The sequence below is a fragment of the Streptomyces sp. NPDC034043 genome (assembly GCF_055575675.1).
On record NZ_JBVISF010000004.1, the window covers coordinates 1 to 16,569 of the forward strand.

General features: G+C 72.6%; 15 protein-coding genes and 2 pseudogenes. 13 read left to right on the plus strand and 4 right to left on the minus strand.

Translation table 11 applies throughout. The annotated features are described in order from the left end of the window. The 4 genes and pseudogenes from ACZ51S_RS11180 to ACZ51S_RS11195 form a co-directional block, all read right to left on the minus strand. Positions 1 to 199 (minus strand): annotated as a pseudogene (locus ACZ51S_RS11180) (2-oxoacid:acceptor oxidoreductase subunit alpha); the annotation flags it as partial. A gap of 218 nt (positions 200 to 417) precedes the next feature. After that, entirely contained in the window at positions 418 to 1,077 is a 660-nt protein-coding gene (locus ACZ51S_RS11185) for a response regulator transcription factor (protein WP_007265849.1), read from the minus strand. 206 nt (positions 1,078 to 1,283) lie between these two features. Continuing rightward, positions 1,284 to 2,694 (minus strand): annotated as a pseudogene (locus tag ACZ51S_RS11190) (sensor histidine kinase). Between the two features lie 167 nt (positions 2,695 to 2,861). Continuing rightward, positions 2,862 to 4,022: a sensor histidine kinase gene (locus ACZ51S_RS11195; protein WP_468479166.1), complete on the minus strand. Its 1,161-nt coding sequence runs from the start codon at positions 4,020 to 4,022 to the stop codon at positions 2,862 to 2,864. Positions 4,023 to 4,178: 156 nt separating this feature from the next. Between ACZ51S_RS11195 and ACZ51S_RS11200 the strand changes: the two genes are divergently transcribed. From ACZ51S_RS11200 to ACZ51S_RS11260, 13 genes are all read left to right on the plus strand, one after another. Next, positions 4,179 to 4,586 (plus strand): NADH-quinone oxidoreductase subunit A, encoded by a 408-nt coding sequence (locus ACZ51S_RS11200; RefSeq protein WP_388934956.1) that lies wholly within the window; start codon positions 4,179 to 4,181, stop codon positions 4,584 to 4,586. Beyond that, entirely contained in the window at positions 4,577 to 5,176 is a 600-nt protein-coding gene (locus ACZ51S_RS11205) for an NADH-quinone oxidoreductase subunit B (RefSeq protein WP_388934953.1), read from the plus strand. Before ACZ51S_RS11200 ends, ACZ51S_RS11205 begins: the two co-directional genes overlap by 10 nt. Continuing rightward, positions 5,173 to 6,279 (plus strand): NADH-quinone oxidoreductase subunit C, encoded by a 1,107-nt coding sequence (locus ACZ51S_RS11210; protein ID WP_468960595.1) that lies wholly within the window; start codon positions 5,173 to 5,175, stop codon positions 6,277 to 6,279. The genes ACZ51S_RS11205 and ACZ51S_RS11210 overlap by 4 nt, the downstream gene beginning before the upstream one ends. Further along, on the plus strand, positions 6,276 to 7,244 hold the full coding sequence (locus tag ACZ51S_RS11215; RefSeq protein WP_468479170.1) for a complex I subunit 1/NuoH family protein: 969 nt from the start codon (positions 6,276 to 6,278) through the stop codon (positions 7,242 to 7,244). The genes ACZ51S_RS11210 and ACZ51S_RS11215 overlap by 4 nt, the downstream gene beginning before the upstream one ends. Then, positions 7,244 to 7,849: a NuoI/complex I 23 kDa subunit family protein gene (locus tag ACZ51S_RS11220; protein ID WP_468960598.1), complete on the plus strand. Its 606-nt coding sequence runs from the start codon at positions 7,244 to 7,246 to the stop codon at positions 7,847 to 7,849. Before ACZ51S_RS11215 ends, ACZ51S_RS11220 begins: the two co-directional genes overlap by 1 nt. Further along, positions 7,849 to 8,478 (plus strand): NADH-quinone oxidoreductase subunit J family protein, encoded by a 630-nt coding sequence (locus ACZ51S_RS11225; RefSeq protein ID WP_468960601.1) that lies wholly within the window; start codon positions 7,849 to 7,851, stop codon positions 8,476 to 8,478. Before ACZ51S_RS11220 ends, ACZ51S_RS11225 begins: the two co-directional genes overlap by 1 nt. After that, complete coding sequence (gene nuoK / locus ACZ51S_RS11230) at positions 8,478 to 8,846, plus strand: NADH-quinone oxidoreductase subunit NuoK (protein ID WP_388934937.1); 369 nt, start codon at positions 8,478 to 8,480, stop codon at positions 8,844 to 8,846. The genes ACZ51S_RS11225 and nuoK overlap by 1 nt, the downstream gene beginning before the upstream one ends. Next, positions 8,843 to 10,846: an NADH-quinone oxidoreductase subunit 5 family protein gene (locus ACZ51S_RS11235; RefSeq protein WP_468479173.1), complete on the plus strand. Its 2,004-nt coding sequence runs from the start codon at positions 8,843 to 8,845 to the stop codon at positions 10,844 to 10,846. Before nuoK ends, ACZ51S_RS11235 begins: the two co-directional genes overlap by 4 nt. A gap of 38 nt (positions 10,847 to 10,884) precedes the next feature. Then, a complete protein-coding gene (locus ACZ51S_RS11240; RefSeq protein WP_468804139.1) occupies positions 10,885 to 12,438 on the plus strand; it encodes a complex I subunit 4 family protein in 1,554 nt (517 codons plus the stop codon). Then, complete coding sequence (locus ACZ51S_RS11245) at positions 12,435 to 13,979, plus strand: NADH-quinone oxidoreductase subunit N (RefSeq protein WP_468479174.1); 1,545 nt, start codon at positions 12,435 to 12,437, stop codon at positions 13,977 to 13,979. The genes ACZ51S_RS11240 and ACZ51S_RS11245 overlap by 4 nt, the downstream gene beginning before the upstream one ends. A 210-nt stretch (positions 13,980 to 14,189) precedes the next feature. Then, on the plus strand, positions 14,190 to 15,053 hold the full coding sequence (gene htpX, locus ACZ51S_RS11250; protein WP_388934928.1) for a zinc metalloprotease HtpX: 864 nt from the start codon (positions 14,190 to 14,192) through the stop codon (positions 15,051 to 15,053). Further along, positions 15,050 to 15,442: a YccF domain-containing protein gene (locus tag ACZ51S_RS11255; RefSeq protein ID WP_468479175.1), complete on the plus strand. Its 393-nt coding sequence runs from the start codon at positions 15,050 to 15,052 to the stop codon at positions 15,440 to 15,442. The genes htpX and ACZ51S_RS11255 overlap by 4 nt, the downstream gene beginning before the upstream one ends. After that, complete coding sequence (locus ACZ51S_RS11260) at positions 15,439 to 16,527, plus strand: barstar family protein (protein WP_468479176.1); 1,089 nt, start codon at positions 15,439 to 15,441, stop codon at positions 16,525 to 16,527. Before ACZ51S_RS11255 ends, ACZ51S_RS11260 begins: the two co-directional genes overlap by 4 nt. Positions 16,528 to 16,569 lie beyond the last annotated feature (42 nt).

Consider the following 16,569-nt stretch of genomic DNA (forward strand, 5'->3'; position numbering starts at 1 on the left):
AGGACGCCGTCTCCGAGGTGAAACGGTCACCCGTCAGCTGCATACCGTCACCCGAGTCACCCGCGAAACGGATGATCACCCGGTCGACACGGCGGATCTCCTTGCCGGCTCCATGGGGCACAGCCGAGGCGCGCTGCTCTCCGATGGGCCCGCCGGCCCCGTCGGCCTGATCGGCCGGGCTACTGACCTGGCTGGTCACTGAACTGGACCTCCTTCGAGGCGTGGGCGCTCGTCCCCAAAACCAACCCTACGTCCGTGAGGTCGTCCGGCCCTGGGTCGCCCGCATTCTGGACCGCCCCTCGCGGGGCAGTCTGTCCGACAGACGTCGTGCACAACTCGAAATATTCCAAATCAACCGGCGGTCGCCGTGGCGCTCCGTAACGAGCGGCGCGCCTTACCTGACAGATTGTCAGTTAATCAAGACCTCAGGTAGGTGAGGACCGCCAGTACACGCCGGTGATCCCCGTCACTCGGGGACAGCCCCAGCTTCATGAAGATATTGCTGACGTGCTTCTCCACGGCCCCGTCGCTGACGACGAGCTGCTTGGCCACAGCGGAATTCGTGCGTCCTTCAGCCATCAGGCCCAGTACCTCGCGTTCGCGCGGGGTCAGACCGGCGAGCACGTCCTGTTTCCGGCTGCGGCCGAGCAGCTGGGCCACCACTTCGGGGTCCAGGGCCGTTCCGCCCCGGGCGACGCGCACCACGGCGTCGAGGAACTCGCGCACCTCGGCGACGCGGTCCTTGAGCAGGTAGCCCACACCCGTGCTGGAACCGGCCAGCAGTTCGGTGGCGTACTGCTCCTCCACGTACTGCGACAGCACGAGCACGCCGATACCGGGGTAGTCGCGGCGCAGCCGTACGGCGGCCCGTACGCCCTCGTCGGTGTGCGTCGGCGGCATCCGCACGTCCGCCACCACCACGTCCGGCAGCGCACCCTCGGCGGCCAGCTCCGCCACCGTCTTGATCAGGGCTTCCGCGTCCCCGACGCCGGCCACGACGTCATGCCCCCGGTCGGTCAGCAGCCGGGTCAGGCCCTCACGGAGCAGCACTGAGTCCTCGGCGATGACCACTCGCACCCTGTCTTCCACGTTCTCGCAGCTCCCGCGTCCACTCGTCCACCCACTTGGCAGAGCCAAGCATCCCAGCCGGACCCCCGGCCGGGGGCGGATCCCGGCCAATGGGGGAAGACATGGCCGAAAGCGCCACCTGGCGGGGGGTGTACGAGAGGCGTACGGGGCTGTGCTGGTCGAGCCGGCCGCGCCGGCGGGTGGGGCGCGGGGCCTCAGCTTCCGGTGGAACGCCACGGCAGCTCCGCCGTGACCACCGTGCCCTCCCCGACCGGCGAATCCACCACGAAGACCCCGTCCACCGCGTCCAGCCGCTCCGCGAGCCCCGCCAGCCCGCTCCCGCCGGAGGCATCCGCTCCGCCACGCCCGTCGTCGGCCACCCGGATCAGCAGCCGCGTCCCCGACTTCCACACCTCGACGCTCGCGCCGCGCGCCCCCGCGTGCTTGCTGACGTTCTGCAGCAGCTCGGACACCGTGAAGTACGCGATCCCCTCGATCGCCGCCGCCGGCCGGGCCGGCAGGTCCACCTCCACCCGCACCGGCACCGCGCACCGCGAGGCCACTGACGACAGCGCCGCGTCCAGCCCCCGGTCCGTCAGTACCGCCGGGTGGATGCCCCGGGCCAGGTCCCGGAGCTCCTGGAGGGCGATCTTCACCTCGCCGTGGGCCTCGTCCACCATCCGGGCGGCGGCCTGCGGATCCTCGGTCAGCTTCTCCTTGGCCAGGCCAAGGTCCATGGCCAGGGCCACCAGCCGGGCCTGCGCCCCGTCGTGCAGGTCGCGTTCGATGCGCCGCAGGTCGGCGGCGGCGGTGTCCACGACCGCCCCGCGGTCCGACTCCAGTTCGCTGAGCCGGTCGTCGAGACGGGACCGGCCGAGCAGCCCGCTGACCAGCACCCGGTCGGCGGTGGTCAGGGCCCGCACCACCCACGGGGTGGCCAGCGTGAGGACCAGCCCGATGGCGGCGGTCGCGGCGATCGCCACGGGGGAGTCGAGGTAGAAGACGTACGTCTCGTTCTGGAACACCGCCAGCCCCGGCTGGTCGGTGAAGGCGGGGAAGACCCAGAACCACAACGGGTACAGCAGCATGCTCCAGCCGGTGCTCCACAGCACGAGCGCCGTCGTGAAGGCGAACACCGCCCACGGCAGGTGGATCACCGAGTACAGCGCGTGCCGCCAGGCGCTGCCGCTCTTGAGCAGCGCCCCCATCCCGGCCAGTGGGCCGCTCCCCGCCGCCAGGACCGGCGCCGGGTCGGCGAGCGGCACGCGCAGCATCCCGCGCACCCGGGCCCGCTCGACCCGCCCGAAGCCCCGGCACATGGCCAGCACCCCGGCCAGCACCGGGACCCCGACGAACGTCACGAGCAGCCCGGCCCCGAGGGCCACTCCGGTGACGGCGAGCGTGAAGTACACGGTGCTGAGCGGCAGGCCGACGACCAGGTACGCGAGCTCGCGCCAGGTCTGCGCCGCCACCGGAGCCCGCAGTACCGCCCGGCCGCCGTCCTTGCCGTTGCCCATGATCCCGACCCGCCCTTCGACTCGTCCCTTGACCTCCCCCACCCTGCCGCCCGCCCCTCTGCCCGAACCATGCGGCGGGTCGGCGTCTCCCGAGGGGGGTTAACCCCACCCCCCACGGCCCGGCCCCCGCTCCGCCCCGGGCGGGGGCCCGGGGCGGAGCCCCGCGGGGACACCCCGGGCGCGGCGCCGGGCACGGAAGGAGGCCGGGCAGGGGACACGGGCCCCCCGCCCGGCCCCGGCCCCGCCCGTCAACGGCGGCCCGGCCCCCGGGAGGAACTACCGGCGGTCCCGCCACGGCAGCTCCGCCGTGACCACCGTCCCCGCCCCGTCGGGGGAGTCCACCGTGAACACCCCGTCCACGGCCCGCAGCCGCTCCGCCAGCCCCGCCAGCCCGCTTCCGCCGGAGGTACGGGCTCCGCCGCGCCCGTCGTCCGAGACCCGGAGCAGCAGACGTGCCCCCGCCCGCCACACCTCGACGCTCGCGCCGCGCGCCCCCGCGTGCTTGCTGACGTTCTGCAGCAGCTCGGACACCGTGAAGTAGGCGATGCCCTCGATGGCCTCCGCCGGCCGGGCCGGGAGGTCCACGATCACCTTGACCGGCACCAGGCACCGCGAGGCCACCGACGACAGCGCCGCGTCCAGCCCCCGGTCCGTCAGCACCGCCGGGTGGATGCCCCGCGCGAGGTCCCGCAGCTCCTGGAGTGCCAGCTTCACCTCGCCGTGCGCCTCGTCGACCATCGCCGCCGCGCCCTCCGGGTCCTCCAGCAGCTTCTCCTTGGCCAGGCCCAGACCCATGGCGAGGGCCACCAGCCGGGCCTGCGCCCCGTCGTGCAGGTCGCGTTCGATGCGCCGCAGGTCGGCGGCGGCGGTGTCCACGACCACCCCGCGCCCCGATTCCAGCTCGGCGATGCGCCGCTCCAGCTCGTCGGAGGGCGACAGCAGGCCCCGTACCATCGCGCGGTCCGCATTGGCCAGGGCGCGCACCAGGTACGGCAGCACCGGCCACAGCACGAACAGCCCCGTCAGCGCGATACTGAAGGTCAGTACTCCCCACGGCAGCCGGATCAGTTCGTACAGCACGGTCCGCCAGCCCACCGGATCCTTGATCCCGGCCCACAGCCAGGCGAAGAACCCGCCGGCCCGCGCCGGCCCCGGCAGCGGTGTCGGCTCGTCCACCCGTACGCCCAGCAGGGCCCGCGCCCTGACGCGTTCGAGCTTTCCGAACTGCCGCGACCCGAGGAGACCGCATGCGAGCAACGGCAGTCCGATCGCGGTCACGGTCAGCCCGCCCGCCGTCGCAATCATGAAAACCGTGTAAACAAACCCGATCAACGCCACCGGCAGGTTGCTCAGCAGGTAGGCGATCTCCTTCCACGTGGCCGCGGCGAAGGCGGGGCGTACGGGAGGGGGAGCGGAAGCTTGATCGTTCGCGGTCATGCGGCTCAGCCTGTCAACTGAGCCCCGCGCGCGCCATGGGGCAGCCATGCGCCAGTGAACGGGGGGTAACCCCACCCCGTGCGGCCCAGGCCCTAGACTCCCTGCCGTACCAGATCAACCCGATCGTCGACAGTGGCCGAGGAGCGAGGAACGGACGTGCCCGACCCAACGGTATCGACAGCAGCCGTGATCGCAGCGGACTACTTCCGGAGTTATTCGGTCGTCGGCCTGCTGGCGGTCCTCGGCGTGCTCTTCGTCGCCGTGGCCTTCGGCGCCGGCCGCCTGCTGCGGCCCGTGGTCCCGACCCCCGAGAAGCTGCTGACGTACGAATGCGGAGTGGACCCCGTGGGGGAGGGCTGGGCGCACACCCAGGTCCGCTACTACGTCTACGCCTTCCTCTACGTCATCTTCGCCGTCGACTCGATCTTCCTCTTCCCGTGGGCGACGGTGTTCGCCGCCGCCGGTTACGGCGCCACGACCCTGGTCGAGATGTTCATCTTCCTGGGCTTCCTGGCCGTCGGCCTGCTCTACGCGTACAAGAAGGGCGTCCTCGAATGGACGTGACACCGGCCGTCACCCCGGAGCCCCAGCCGCTTCCGGAACCGAAGAGGCTGGGAGTGCTCTCCCGCCTCGCCCCGGAGCCCATGAAGGTGGTCCTGAACTGGGGCCGCCGCTACAGCCTGTGGGTCTTCAACTTCGGCCTCGCCTGCTGCGCCATCGAGTTCATCGCCGCGTCGATGGCCCGGCACGACTTCATCCGCCTGGGTGTCATTCCGTTCGCGCCCGGCCCCCGCCAGGCCGACCTGATGATCGTCTCGGGCACGGTGACGGACAAGATGGCCCCGGCCGTCAGGCGCCTGTACGAGCAGATGCCCGAGCCGAAGTACGTCATCTCCTTCGGCGCCTGCTCCAACTGCGGCGGCCCCTACTGGGACTCGTACTCCGTCACCAAGGGCGTGGACCAGATCATTCCGGTCGACGTGTACGTGCCGGGCTGCCCGCCGCGCCCCGAGGCCCTCCTCCAGGGCATCCTCAAGCTCCAGGAGAAGATCGCCCGGGAGTCGCTCGCGGACCGTTACGCGGCAGCGCCCTCCGTCGCCCAGCTCACCAGCGGCCTCGTCACGGCGCCGCCCGCACCGGGAGCCGGCGCGTGAACCTCTACGACTCCCTCCCCGAAGCGGCCGCCACGGTCTTCGGTGCCGAGGCCGTCGCCTCGTCCGCGTACGAGCTCCTCACCGTCGACGTGCCCGTCGGCTCCTGGATCTCCTCGCTGGAGATCGCCCGCGACAAGCTCGGCTGCACCTACTTCGACTGGCTGAGCGCGGTCGACGAGCCCGGTACGGGCTTCCGCGTCTGCGCGCACGTCGTCTCCCTGGAGAACCACCGGGTACGCCGCCTGCTGCTGCGGACGACCGTTCCGCACGCGGCGCCCTCCCTGCCCTCGGCCGTCGCGGTGTACGCGGGCGCGGCCTGGCACGAGCGGGAGACCTTCGAGATGTTCGGGGTCACCTTCACGGACCACCCGAACCTCGTCCACCTCCTGCTCCCCGAGAACTTCGAGGGGCACCCGCTGCGCAAGGACTTCGTCCTGGCGGCGCGCGTCGCCAAGGCGTGGCCCGGGGCCAAGGAGCCGGGCGAGGCCCACGACCCGGACGCGCCCAAGCGCCGCCAGATGCTGCCGCCGGGCGTGCCGGACCCCAACGACTGGGGCCCCCTCAAGGGCCAGCTGCCGCCGGCCCCCGCCCGGCCCGCCCGCACCCCGCGCGCCGCCGGAGCCGGCCCCGCGCGCACCCCGCGCGAGGGCGCCCCGGTACGCCGCACCCGCTCGGTGGCGGAGGGCTCGGCCACCCAGGCCGCGGCCACCCCGCCGGCGCCCGAGGGGGCCGATGCCGCGCAGACCCCGCGCCCGGTGCGGCGTACCCGCTCGGTGGCGGACGGCTCCGCCAGCCAGACCCCGCCGCCGGCGCCCGACGCGGCCGAAGCCCCGCAGACCCCGCGCCCGGTGCGGCGTACCCGCTCGGTGGCGGACGGCTCCGCCAGCCAGACCCCGCCGCCGTCGCCCGACGCGGCCGAAGCCCCGCAGACCCCGCGCCCGGCCACCCCGCCGGCGGCGAAACCCGGCTCGGACGCGCCCTGGCACAACCCGAAGCCCGCCTTCGAGGAGCCCCCGGCCGCCACCCAGCCGCGGCCGGACCCCGAAGCCGAACCCGGGCCCGAGACCAAGAACGAACCCGACACCAACGGAGGCGACGCGTGAACGACGTCCTCGACGTCGCCCTGCGACTGATCGTCGTCTTCGCCGCCTTCCTCGTGCTCCCGCTCGTCATCGGGCAGACCGAGCACAAGGTCATGGCGCACATGCAGGGCCGCCTCGGCCCCATGTACGCCGGCGGCTTCCACGGCTGGGCCCAGCTCGTCGCCGACGGCGTGAAATTCGCGCAGAAGGAGGACATCGTCCCGGCCAACGCCGACCGGCGGATCTTCCAGCTCGCCCCCGCCGTCGCGCTGCTGCCCTACCTCCTCGTCCTGATCGCCATCCCCATCGGCCCCGGCAACGGCGGGATCGGCCAGATCATCGACGCCGGCCTCTTCTACGTGCTCGCCGTCATGGGCGTCGGCGTACTCGGCAGCCTCATGGGCGGCTGGGCCTCCGCCAACAAGTTCTCCCTGCTCGGCGGCCTGCGCACCGCGGCCCAGCTGCTCGCGTACGAACTGCCGATGCTGCTCGCCGCCGCCTCCGTCGCCATGGCCGCAGGGACCGTGTCCCTGCCCGGCATCGTCGGCGCCTTCGAGTGGTGGTGGCTGCCCTGGCAGATCGTCGGCGCGGTCGTCTTCTTCACCGCCGGCCTCGCCGAGCTCCAGCGGCCCCCGTTCGACATGCCCGTCGCCGACTCCGAGATCATCTTCGGCGCGTACACGGAGTACACCGGCCTGCGCTTCGCGCTGTTCCTGCTCGCCGAGTACGCCGGCATCGTCGTCCTGTGCGCCCTCACCACCGTCCTCTTCCTCGGCGGCTGGCACGGCCCCTTCGGCGGTGACGACCTAGGCTGGTTCTGGACCCTGCTCAAGACCGCCGTCCTCGCCTTCGTCGTCATCTGGCTCCGGGTGAGCTACCCCCGCCTGCGCGAGGACCAGCTCCAGAAGCTCGCCTGGACCGTACTCATCCCCCTCGCGCTCGCCCAGATCGCGCTCACCGGCATCGTGAAGGTGGCGATCCAGTAATGCCCCCGATCCCCGGATCCGGCCTCGCCAAGGGCCTGGCCGTCACCCTGCGCACCATGACCAAGCGCGCGCACACCGCCCAGTACCCCGACGTGCAGCCCGAGCTCCCGCCCCGCAGCCGCGGGGTCATCGGCCTGTTCGAGGAGAACTGCACCGTCTGCATGCTGTGCGCCCGGGAGTGCCCCGACTGGTGCATCTACATCGACTCCCACAAGGAGACGGTGCCGGCCTCCGCCCCCGGCGGCCGCGAGCGCAGCCGCAACGTCCTCGACCGCTTCGCCATCGACTTCTCCCTCTGCATGTACTGCGGCATCTGCATCGAGGTGTGCCCCTTCGACGCCCTCTTCTGGTCGCCGGAGTTCGAGTACGCGGAGACCGACATCCACGAGCTCACCCACGAGCGCGACAAGCTGCGCGAATGGATGTGGACCGTGCCGGCCCCGCCCGCCCTGGACCCGGCGGCGGAGGAGCCCAAGGAGATCGCCGCCGCCCGCAAGGCCGTCGAGAAGGCCGAGGCCGCAGCGGTGGCCGCCGCCGCTGCCCGGGCCGCGGCGGCACCGCCGGCCGACGGCACCCCCGACACCCCTGCGGGAGGCACCGCCTGATGTACCCCGCCCACCTCGCCGCGGCCGCGGGCGCCCCCGTGCCCGGCCCCGGTTTCCTCTCGCCGACCGGCGTCGAGATCGCCTTCCTCCTCGTCGGCCTCGGCACCCTCGGCGCGGCCGTCATCACGGTCACCACCAAGCAGCTCGTGCACGCCGCCCTCTGGCTGGTCGTCGCGCTCGGCGGGATCGCCGTCGAGTACCTGCTGCTGACCGCCGAGTTCATCGCCTGGGTCCAGGTCCTGATCTACCTCGGCTCCGTTGTCGTCCTCCTCCTCTTCGGGCTGATGCTCACCAAGGCCCCCATCGGCCGCTCCCCGGACGCCGACTCCGGCAACCGCCGGGTCGCGCTCGGCGTCGCCGGCACCGCCGGGGCCGCGCTCGTCTGGGTGGTCGTCGACGCCTTCCGCACCACCTGGATCAACCTCGACGGACCCGCCCAGGGCTCCACCAGGGTCTCCGGAGAGATCCTCTTCCAGCACTGGGTGCTGCCCTTCGAGGCACTCTCCGTCCTCCTCCTCGCCGCCCTGATCGGTGCGATCGTGCTCTCCCGGCGCACCACGCCCGCCGAGGACGCCGCCGATGCCGCCGACGCCGCCGCCCGCGCGGGCGGACAGGAGGAACAGCGCTGATGCACCTCGCCTACCCCGCGGTCCTCGCCGCCCTGCTCTTCGCCACCGGCCTCTACGGAGTCCTCGCCCGCCGCAACGCCATCCTCGTCCTGATGTCCGTCGAGCTGATGCTCAACGCCGTCAACCTCAACCTGGTGGCCTTCGACGTCTGGCTGCGCGACACCCTGCACGCCGGCCAGGCCCTCACCCTCTTCACGATCGCCATCGCCGCCGCTGAGATCGGCATCGGACTCGCCATCGTGCTGATGGTGTACCGCAACCGGGGCACCTCGGACGTCGACCGGCTGCGCGACACCGCCGAGGGCCACGAGCCCGGACGGCCCGATGACACCGCTGCCATCACTGCCCGGCCGGAGGTCGCCGCGTGAGCACCACGACCCTCGCGGTCCTCGTCCCCCTGCTCCCCTTCCTCGGCGCGGTCGCCGGCCTGCTCCTGGGCCGCACCGCACCCGGATTCGTCAGGCCGCTCGCCGTCCTGCCGGCACTGGCCGCCGCCGTCCTCGCCGTAATCGTCGCCGTCCGCCACGGAGGCGGCCCGGCCATCGACACCGCGACCGAGCTCACCCCGACCGGCTCCGTGCCGATCGAGCTGTCGCTCCACCTGGACGGCTTCGCCGTCCTGGTCGCCGCCCTCGTCGGGGTCGTCGCCACCTGCGTACAGCTCTACTCGACGGCGTACCTCCGCGAGGACCCGCGCTACCCCTCCTACGCCGCTCTGGTCTCCCTCTTCACCTCCGCCATGCTGCTCGTCGTCTACTCCGGCGACCTGATGGTGCTGCTGGTCGGCTGGGAGATCATGGGCATCTGCTCGTACTTCCTCGTCGGCCACTACTGGGAGACCGAGGCGGCCCGCGCCGCCTCCCTCAAGGCCTTCCTCGTCACCAAGCTCGGCGACGTCCCCTTCCTCATCGGCCTGTTCGCGCTCGCCGCCGACGCCGGCTCCTTCCGGATCACCAAGATCCTCGGCACCGTCGCCGCGGGCGGGCTCGACCACCCGACGCTCATCGCGCTGCTCCTGCTCGCGGGCGTCGCCGGCAAGTCCGCGCAGTTCCCGCTGCACACCTGGCTCCCCGACGCCATGGCCGGCCCCACCCCGGTCTCCGCGCTGATCCACGCCGCGACGATGGTCGCCGCCGGTGTCTACTTCATCGCCCGCCTCCTGCCGGTCTTCGCGGCCTCCCGGGCCGCACTGGTGGTCATGGCCGTCATGGCCGCCGTCACGATGATCGGCTCGGCCCTCGCCGCCCTCGCCCAGGACGACATCAAGCGCGTACTCGCCTACTCCACGGTCGGCCAGCTCGGCTACATGACCGGCGCCCTGGCCGTCGGCGACCGCGGCGCCGCCGTCTTCCACCTCCTGTCCCACGGCGCCTTCAAGGCGCTCCTCTTCCTCGGCGCGGGCGTCATCATCCACGCCGCCGGGACGAACTCCCTGGCCGCCATGTCCCGTACGGACGGCCTGGCCAAGCGCATCCCCGACGCCTTCTGGACGATGACGATCGCGCTGCTCGCGCTCGCCGCCATCCCGCCCTTCGCCGGCTTCTTCTCCAAGGAAGCCGTCCTCGTCGCCGCCGAGCACACCGCCGGCGGACACTCCGACCTCGCTCCCGGCGCGGCCGGCTGGATCGTCCTCGTCGCGGGCGTACTGACCGCCCTGCTCACCGCCGCCTACGCCACCCGCCTGTGGCTGATGGCCTTCCGCGGCCGTGGCGCGGCCGCCCCCGACCACGGCAGGGAACCCGTCGCCATGACCGGCGTGCTGTGGCTGCTGGCCGTCCCCTCGGTCGCCTTCGGCCTCGCCGCCGGCCCCCTCGCCGACTGGTTCGACGGCGTGGAACTCACCCCGTCCGTCACCACCTCGGTCCTCGGCACGGGCGCCGCCCTCATCGGCGTGGTGCTCACCTATGGGCTCTGGCAGCGCGCCGTCGCACGCGCCGCCGCCGGGATCCGCAACGGAGCCGCCGTACCCGCGTCCGTCGCCGCCGCCGCATCCGCCGCCGAGACCCCCGAGGTGGCCGAGGTGGCCCACGACCACCCCGCCGTCCCGGCCGCCCCCGCCGCCGACCCCGGCCGGGCCCTCCTCGGCCCGCTGCACCGCCACGCCGCCGACGGCTTCCACCTCGACGCCGTCTACGACCGGCTCTTCGTCCGCCCCACCCGCGCGGCCGCAGGCCTGGTCCGCTTCCTGGACCGCGAGGTCGTCGACACGTACGTCCGCGGCGCGGGCGCCGGCCCCCGGCTGCTCGGCGGCCTCGTACGCCGGGCCCAGACCGGCAACGTACAGAGCTACCTGAGCGCCCTGCTCGCCGGCGCCGTGGTCCTGGCCATCGCCACCGCCGTCCTCGCCAACGTCAACGCCGGATCGTGAGCCGAGAGTCAGCCGTGATCGATATCAGCCCGTCCGTGATGCAGTTCCTTCTGGCGTTCATCGTGGCCGCACCGCTCCTCGGCGCGGTCGCGGCCCTCCTGCCGGCCCCGCCCGGGCTCAAGGGCAAGAGCCCCGGACAAGCCGTGCTCCGCCACGGCGTCACCGTCACCGGGGTCATCCTCGCCGCGGCCGTCGCCCTCACCCTGGGCTTCGACCACGACGACCCGTCCCGCTTCCAGGCGACGACGGACATCAGCTGGATCCAGGCGCTGAACATCCGGATCCACCTCGGCATCGACGGCATCTCGCTCCCCCTCCTCCTGATGACCGCGCTGCTGTTCTTCCTCTGCGCGGTGTACAGCTACTTCAAGCTCCCCGAAGGCCCCTCCCCGAAGGCCTTCGTCGCACTGCTCCTCGTACTCGAGTCCGGCACCCTCGCGACCTTCGCCGTACTCGACCTGATGCTCTTCTTCCTCGCCTTCGAGATGGTCCTCATCCCGATGTACTTCCTCATCGCCCGCTGGGGCGGTGCTCAGCGGCGGGCCGCCGCCTGGAAGTTCATCCTCTACACCCTCCTCGGTTCCGTGGTCATGCTGCTCGGGCTGCTGCTGATCGGCCTGAACAGCGGCACTTTCGACATGGTGGCACTCGCCTCTGACAACGGGCGCGGACTGAGCCGCACCACCCAGCTCCTGGCCGTACTCGCCATCGGCACCGGCCTCGCGGTGAAGACCCCGATGTGGCCGCTGCACTCCTGGCTGCCCGACGCGCACACCGCCGCGCCCACCGTCGGCTCCGTGCTGCTCGCCGGCGTCATGCTGAAGATGGGCACCTACGGGTTCGTCCGCATCCTGCTGCCCGTCACCCCCGACGGAATGCACACCTTCGCGCCCTACCTCGGCGCCTTCGCCGCCGTCGGCATCGTCTACGGATCCCTCGCCTGCCTCGCGCTGACCCGCAAGAACGGCAAGGGCGACCTCAAGCGCCTCATCGCGTACTCCTCCGTCGGACACATGGGCTTCGTCCTCCTCGGCATCGCGACCATGACCCCCACCGGAGTCAACGGCGCGCTCTTCGCCAACATCGCCCACGGCCTGATCACCGGCCTCCTCTTCTTCCTCGTCGGCGCCCTCAAGGACCGCTACGGCAGCAGCGACCTCGACACCCTCGCCGGAGCCACCGGCGCCGCCCTCTACGGCCGCGCCCCCCGCCTCGGCGCGCTCCTCGCCTTCGCCGCCGTCGCCTCGCTCGGCTTGCCCGGCCTGGCCGGCTTCTGGGGAGAGATGCTGGCCCTCTTCGGCGCCTTCGACCCGGCCGAGGGCCTCTCCCGCCCGGCCTTCCTCACCTACACGGCCGTCGGCGCGTTCGGCACCCTGCTCACCGCCGCCTACCTGCTGGTCGTCGTACGGCGCGTCTGCATGGGCGACCCGAAGACCGCCCCCGGGACCGCCCTCGCCGACGTACAGCGCCACGAGTTCGCCGCCTGGACCCCGCTCGTCGCCCTCACCGTCCTCGCCGGCCTGTGGCCGGCCCTCCTCCTCGGCCTCACCGACCCGGCCGTACAGAAGCTCCTCGCAGGAGGCAACGCATGACGGCCATGACGGCCACGACGGTCCTCGCCGCCGACGCCCCCAGCCTCGTCCAGTCCGTCGACTGGCTCGCGATCTCGCCCGTGGTCATCGCCGCCGCCGTCGCCCTGCTCGTCCTGGTCGCCGACCTCTTCATGCCGGAGGCCCGCAAGCCGGTCCTCGGCTGGATCTCCGTGGCCGGCCTGGCCGCCGCCACCGCCGTCCTGCTCCCGCTGCGCGCCGGTGACCGCAGCACCTTCTGCCTCACCACCGACCCGGCCGCGTGCAGCTACACCGCCGACCACTTCACGCTCGTCGTGCAGTTCCTGGTGCTGGCCGGAGCCCTGGTCACCGCGCTGATGTCGGTCACCGCCGTCCGTGACGCCCGCACCCCGGCCGGCGAGTACTGGTTCCTGCTGCTGTCGTCCGCCGCCGGCGCCGCCCTGCTGCCCGCCTCCCGCGACCTCGCCACCCTGATCGTCGCCCTCGAAGTGGCCTCGCTGCCCGCGTTCGCCCTCGTCGGCATGCGCCGCGGCGACCGGCTCTCCTCCGAGGCCGCCCTCAAGTTCTTCCTGTCCTCGGTCACCGCCACCGCCGTCTCCCTGATGGGCGTCAGCTTCGTCTACGCCACCACCGGCTCCCTGCACCTCTCGCAGGTCGCGGGCCGGCTGGAAGAGGTGCCCGGGCAGCTCGACACCCTCGCCATGGCGGGCGTCGCGCTCACCCTCGTCGGCTTCGCCTTCAAGACCGCCGCCGTCCCCTTCCACTTCTGGGTCCCCGACACTTACGTCGGCGCCCCGCTGCCCGTCGCGGCGTACCTCTCGGTGATCGGCAAGGCCGTCGGCTTCACCGGCCTCATCCTCGTCACGGTGATCGCCTTCCCCGCGTACTCGGACATCTGGGGTCCGGCGCTGGCCGTGCTCGCCGCGCTCACCATGACCCTCGGCAACGCCGCCGCCCTGCGCCAGTCCGCCGACCGCGCCCACGGCGCCGTACGCCTCCTGGCCTGGTCCTCCGTCGGCCAGGCCGGGTACCTGCTGGTCCCGATCGCCGCGGCCGCGTACACCGACCGCGACCAGATCGGCTCCACCGTCGCCTACGCCCTGATGTACGCGGCCGTGAACCTCGGCGCCTTCGCCGTGGCCGCCCTGGTGGCCCGGACGAAGCCGCTGCACCGGATCAGCGACTACCGCGGCCTGTACGCCGAGAGGCCCGCCGCCGCCCTCTCGATGGCCTTCTTCCTGCTCTGCCTGGCCGGCCTGCCGCCGGGCATCATCGGCCTCTTCGCCAAGGTCGCCGTCTTCCGGTCGGCCGTCGACGCCGGCCTGGGCTGGCTGGCCGTGGTCATGGCGGTCAACGTCGTCGTCGCCCTGTACTACTACCTGCGCTGGACCGCGCTCCTGTTCCGCACCGCCGAGCCCGCCGAGGGCGCACCCCCCGCCCGCACGAAGGCCCCCTGGCCCGTCGCGGCCGCGATCGCCCTCACCGCCGCCACCGCCCTGATCCTCTCGGGCGCCCCGCAGCTCGTCCTGCGCTTCGCCTCCGGCACCCTCTTCCCGCTGTAGCCCGCCCGGACGCGCCCCGACGTACGCGCTCACCCGTACGGAGTAACGCCCGCCGCCGCCCCCCGGCCCGTGCCGCCGGGGCGGCGGCCCCGTCGTGCCCTGGGAACCACACGCCGCCACCTCGCGTTGACCAGGAAGGGAGGGTCCACTGGACCGAAGTCCCGCAGATCCACGACGGGCTCCCCTGCCGCACCACTTGGAGGGCGTACCGTGCACCGCCGACACAACGGGCTGAAGACCGCCGTACTCCTCGGCGGGCTGTCCGCGCTCATCATCGTCATCGGAAGCCTCTTCGGGCGGGGCGGCCTGATCGTCGCCGTCCTCGTCGCCCTGGGGACGAACGCCTACGCGTACTGGAACAGCGACAAGCTGGCTCTACGCGCGATGCGCGCCCGCCCCGTCAGCGAGTTCGAGGCCCCCGCGCTCTACCGCATGGTGCGCGAGCTCTCCACGTCCGCGCGCCAGCCCATGCCCCGCCTCTACATCTCCCCGACCGAGGCCCCCAACGCCTTCGCGACGGGCCGCAACCCGCGCAACGCCGCGGTCTGCTGCACCGAGGGCATCCTGCGCATACTCGACGAGCGCGAGCTGCGCGGGGTGATCGGGCACGAGCTGAGCCACGTCTACAACCGCGACATCCTGATCTCCTCGGTCGCCGGAGCCCTAGCCTCCGTGATCATGTTCCTGGTGAACTTCGCCTGGCTGATCCCGATGGGCCGTTCCAACGACGACGAGGGCCCGGGCCTCTTCGGCATGCTGCTCATCATGATCCTCGGCCCGCTGGCCGCCTCCGTGATCCAGCTGGCCATCAGCCGCTCGCGCGAGTACGAGGCCGACGCCTCGGGAGCCCAGCTCACCGGCGACCCGCTCGCCCTGGCCAGCGCCCTGCGCAAGCTCGACGCCGGCACCAAGCGGCTCCCCCTGCCCCCCGAGCCCCGCCTGGAGACGGCGAGCCACATGATGATCGCCAACCCCTTCCGCCCCGGCCAGGGGCTGTCCAGGATGTTCTCGACACACCCTCCGATGGCCGAGCGCATCGCCCGGCTCGAACAGATGGCAGGCCACAGCCGATGAAAACCATCCTGAACGTCATCTGGCTCATACTCAGCGGGATCTGGCTCTTCGTCGGATACTGCGTGGCGGGCCTGATCCTCTGCGTCACCGTCATCGGCATCCCCTTCGGGATCGCCGCGTTCCGCATCGCCGTCTACGCCCTCTGGCCCTTCGGCTACACCACGGTCGAGCGCCGCGACGCGGGCGCGCCGTCCTGCGTCGGCAACGTCCTGTGGCTGGTCCTGGCCGGCTGGTGGCTGGCCATCGGCCACGTCGTCACCGGCATCGCGCTCTGCGTCACGATCATCGGCATCCCGTTCGGCATCGCCAACTTCAAGATGGTCCCGCTCTCCCTGCTCCCCCTGGGCCGTGAAATCGTTCCCACCGACGCCCCGTTCGCCACGCGGTGACGGCGGGCACGCGCTTCGCCCTGTGGGGCGAGAACGAGGACCGGTACGAGGAGCGGCTGTGGGCGCTGTGCGAGGAGGCGGAGAACCTCTTCGCCGAACCGCCCGCCCCCGTACGGCGGCGCTACGAGCTGCGCGGGTTCACCGCGGAGACGGAACTCCCGGCCGCGCTGGGATTCCTCGTACTGACGCCGCTCCAGGATCGCGGCGGCACCCCCGCCCGGGAGTGGTACCTGGAGGACGCCCGCGTCCTCGCCACCCGGCCCGGCGGCGCGTCGCGGACGCACGTCACCATCGAGGCCGTCCGCTCCGACCACCAGCCGCCCCACCCCGCCGGGGCGCCCCTGGCCGTGGGCTTCAGCCTGTCCGACCACCAGGACCGGATCCTGGGCCACTTCCGTGAGCTCGCCGAGGTGCTGCCCGTCGAGGAGCCGCCGCCGCACTCCGTACGGCTCCTCGGGTGCACCCTGCACGGGCCGCTGCGCGAGGTCCTGGAAGGCAGGGACGAACGGCCGCTCGGCTACCGGCGCCTGGACGCCCTGGACGCGCGCGGAGAGGTCCTCGCCCCGGCGGGGAACCCGCACGTCGTCGACTGCCGGCCGTCGCCGCGGACACCGGACCGCTACGACCTGACCGTGCACATGGAGCCCCAGCCGCCCGTGGTCGCCGAGATCTGGCCCCTGTGGAGCGAAGGCCGCCCGGCCGTCCCCAACCTGTGGGCGCGGTTCGACGGCGAGGGGCGGGCCCGCTGGCTGGACCCGGCGCTGGAGCACCGCGACGGCCCGGACCGGCCGGCCCGAAGCACCCACCACCTCGACGGGAGGCACGTCACCGACGCGGAGGGCTTCTTCTGTGCCCTCGGCGAGGCGGTCAACGGGCCGGGCGGATACTTCGGACGCTGCCTGGACGGCGTCGCGGACGCCCTGAGCGGCGGCTTCGGAGCCACCCGGCCCTTCACCCTGGTCTGGCACGACCACGAGGTGGCCCGCCGCTGCCTGGGTCCACAGCCCCTGACGGGACGCCCCGCCACCTTCCACGAGCTCCTCGGCTTCCTCCGGGAGGAGGGCGTCGAGGTCGTCCTGGCCTGAGTTGTCCACAGGCCGGGGCGGCTGTCAGTGGAGTGCGGCACC

Coding starts and splice junctions, on each gene's coding strand:
- ACZ51S_RS11225 (WP_468960601.1), top strand. CDS start 7,849: ATGTACCCCGCCCACCTCGCCGCGGCCGCGGGCGCCCCCGTGCCCGGC.
- ACZ51S_RS11240 (WP_468804139.1), top strand. CDS start 10,885: ATGCAGTTCCTTCTGGCGTTCATCGTGGCCGCACCGCTCCTCGGCGCG.
- ACZ51S_RS11195 (WP_468479166.1), bottom strand. CDS start 4,022: ATGACCGCGAACGATCAAGCTTCCGCTCCCCCTCCCGTACGCCCCGCC.
- ACZ51S_RS11255 (WP_468479175.1), top strand. CDS start 15,050: ATGAAAACCATCCTGAACGTCATCTGGCTCATACTCAGCGGGATCTGG.
- ACZ51S_RS11245 (WP_468479174.1), top strand. CDS start 12,435: ATGACGGCCATGACGGCCACGACGGTCCTCGCCGCCGACGCCCCCAGC.
- ACZ51S_RS11220 (WP_468960598.1), top strand. CDS start 7,244: ATGCCCCCGATCCCCGGATCCGGCCTCGCCAAGGGCCTGGCCGTCACC.
- nuoK (WP_388934937.1), top strand. CDS start 8,478: ATGCACCTCGCCTACCCCGCGGTCCTCGCCGCCCTGCTCTTCGCCACC.
- ACZ51S_RS11205 (WP_388934953.1), top strand. CDS start 4,577: ATGGACGTGACACCGGCCGTCACCCCGGAGCCCCAGCCGCTTCCGGAA.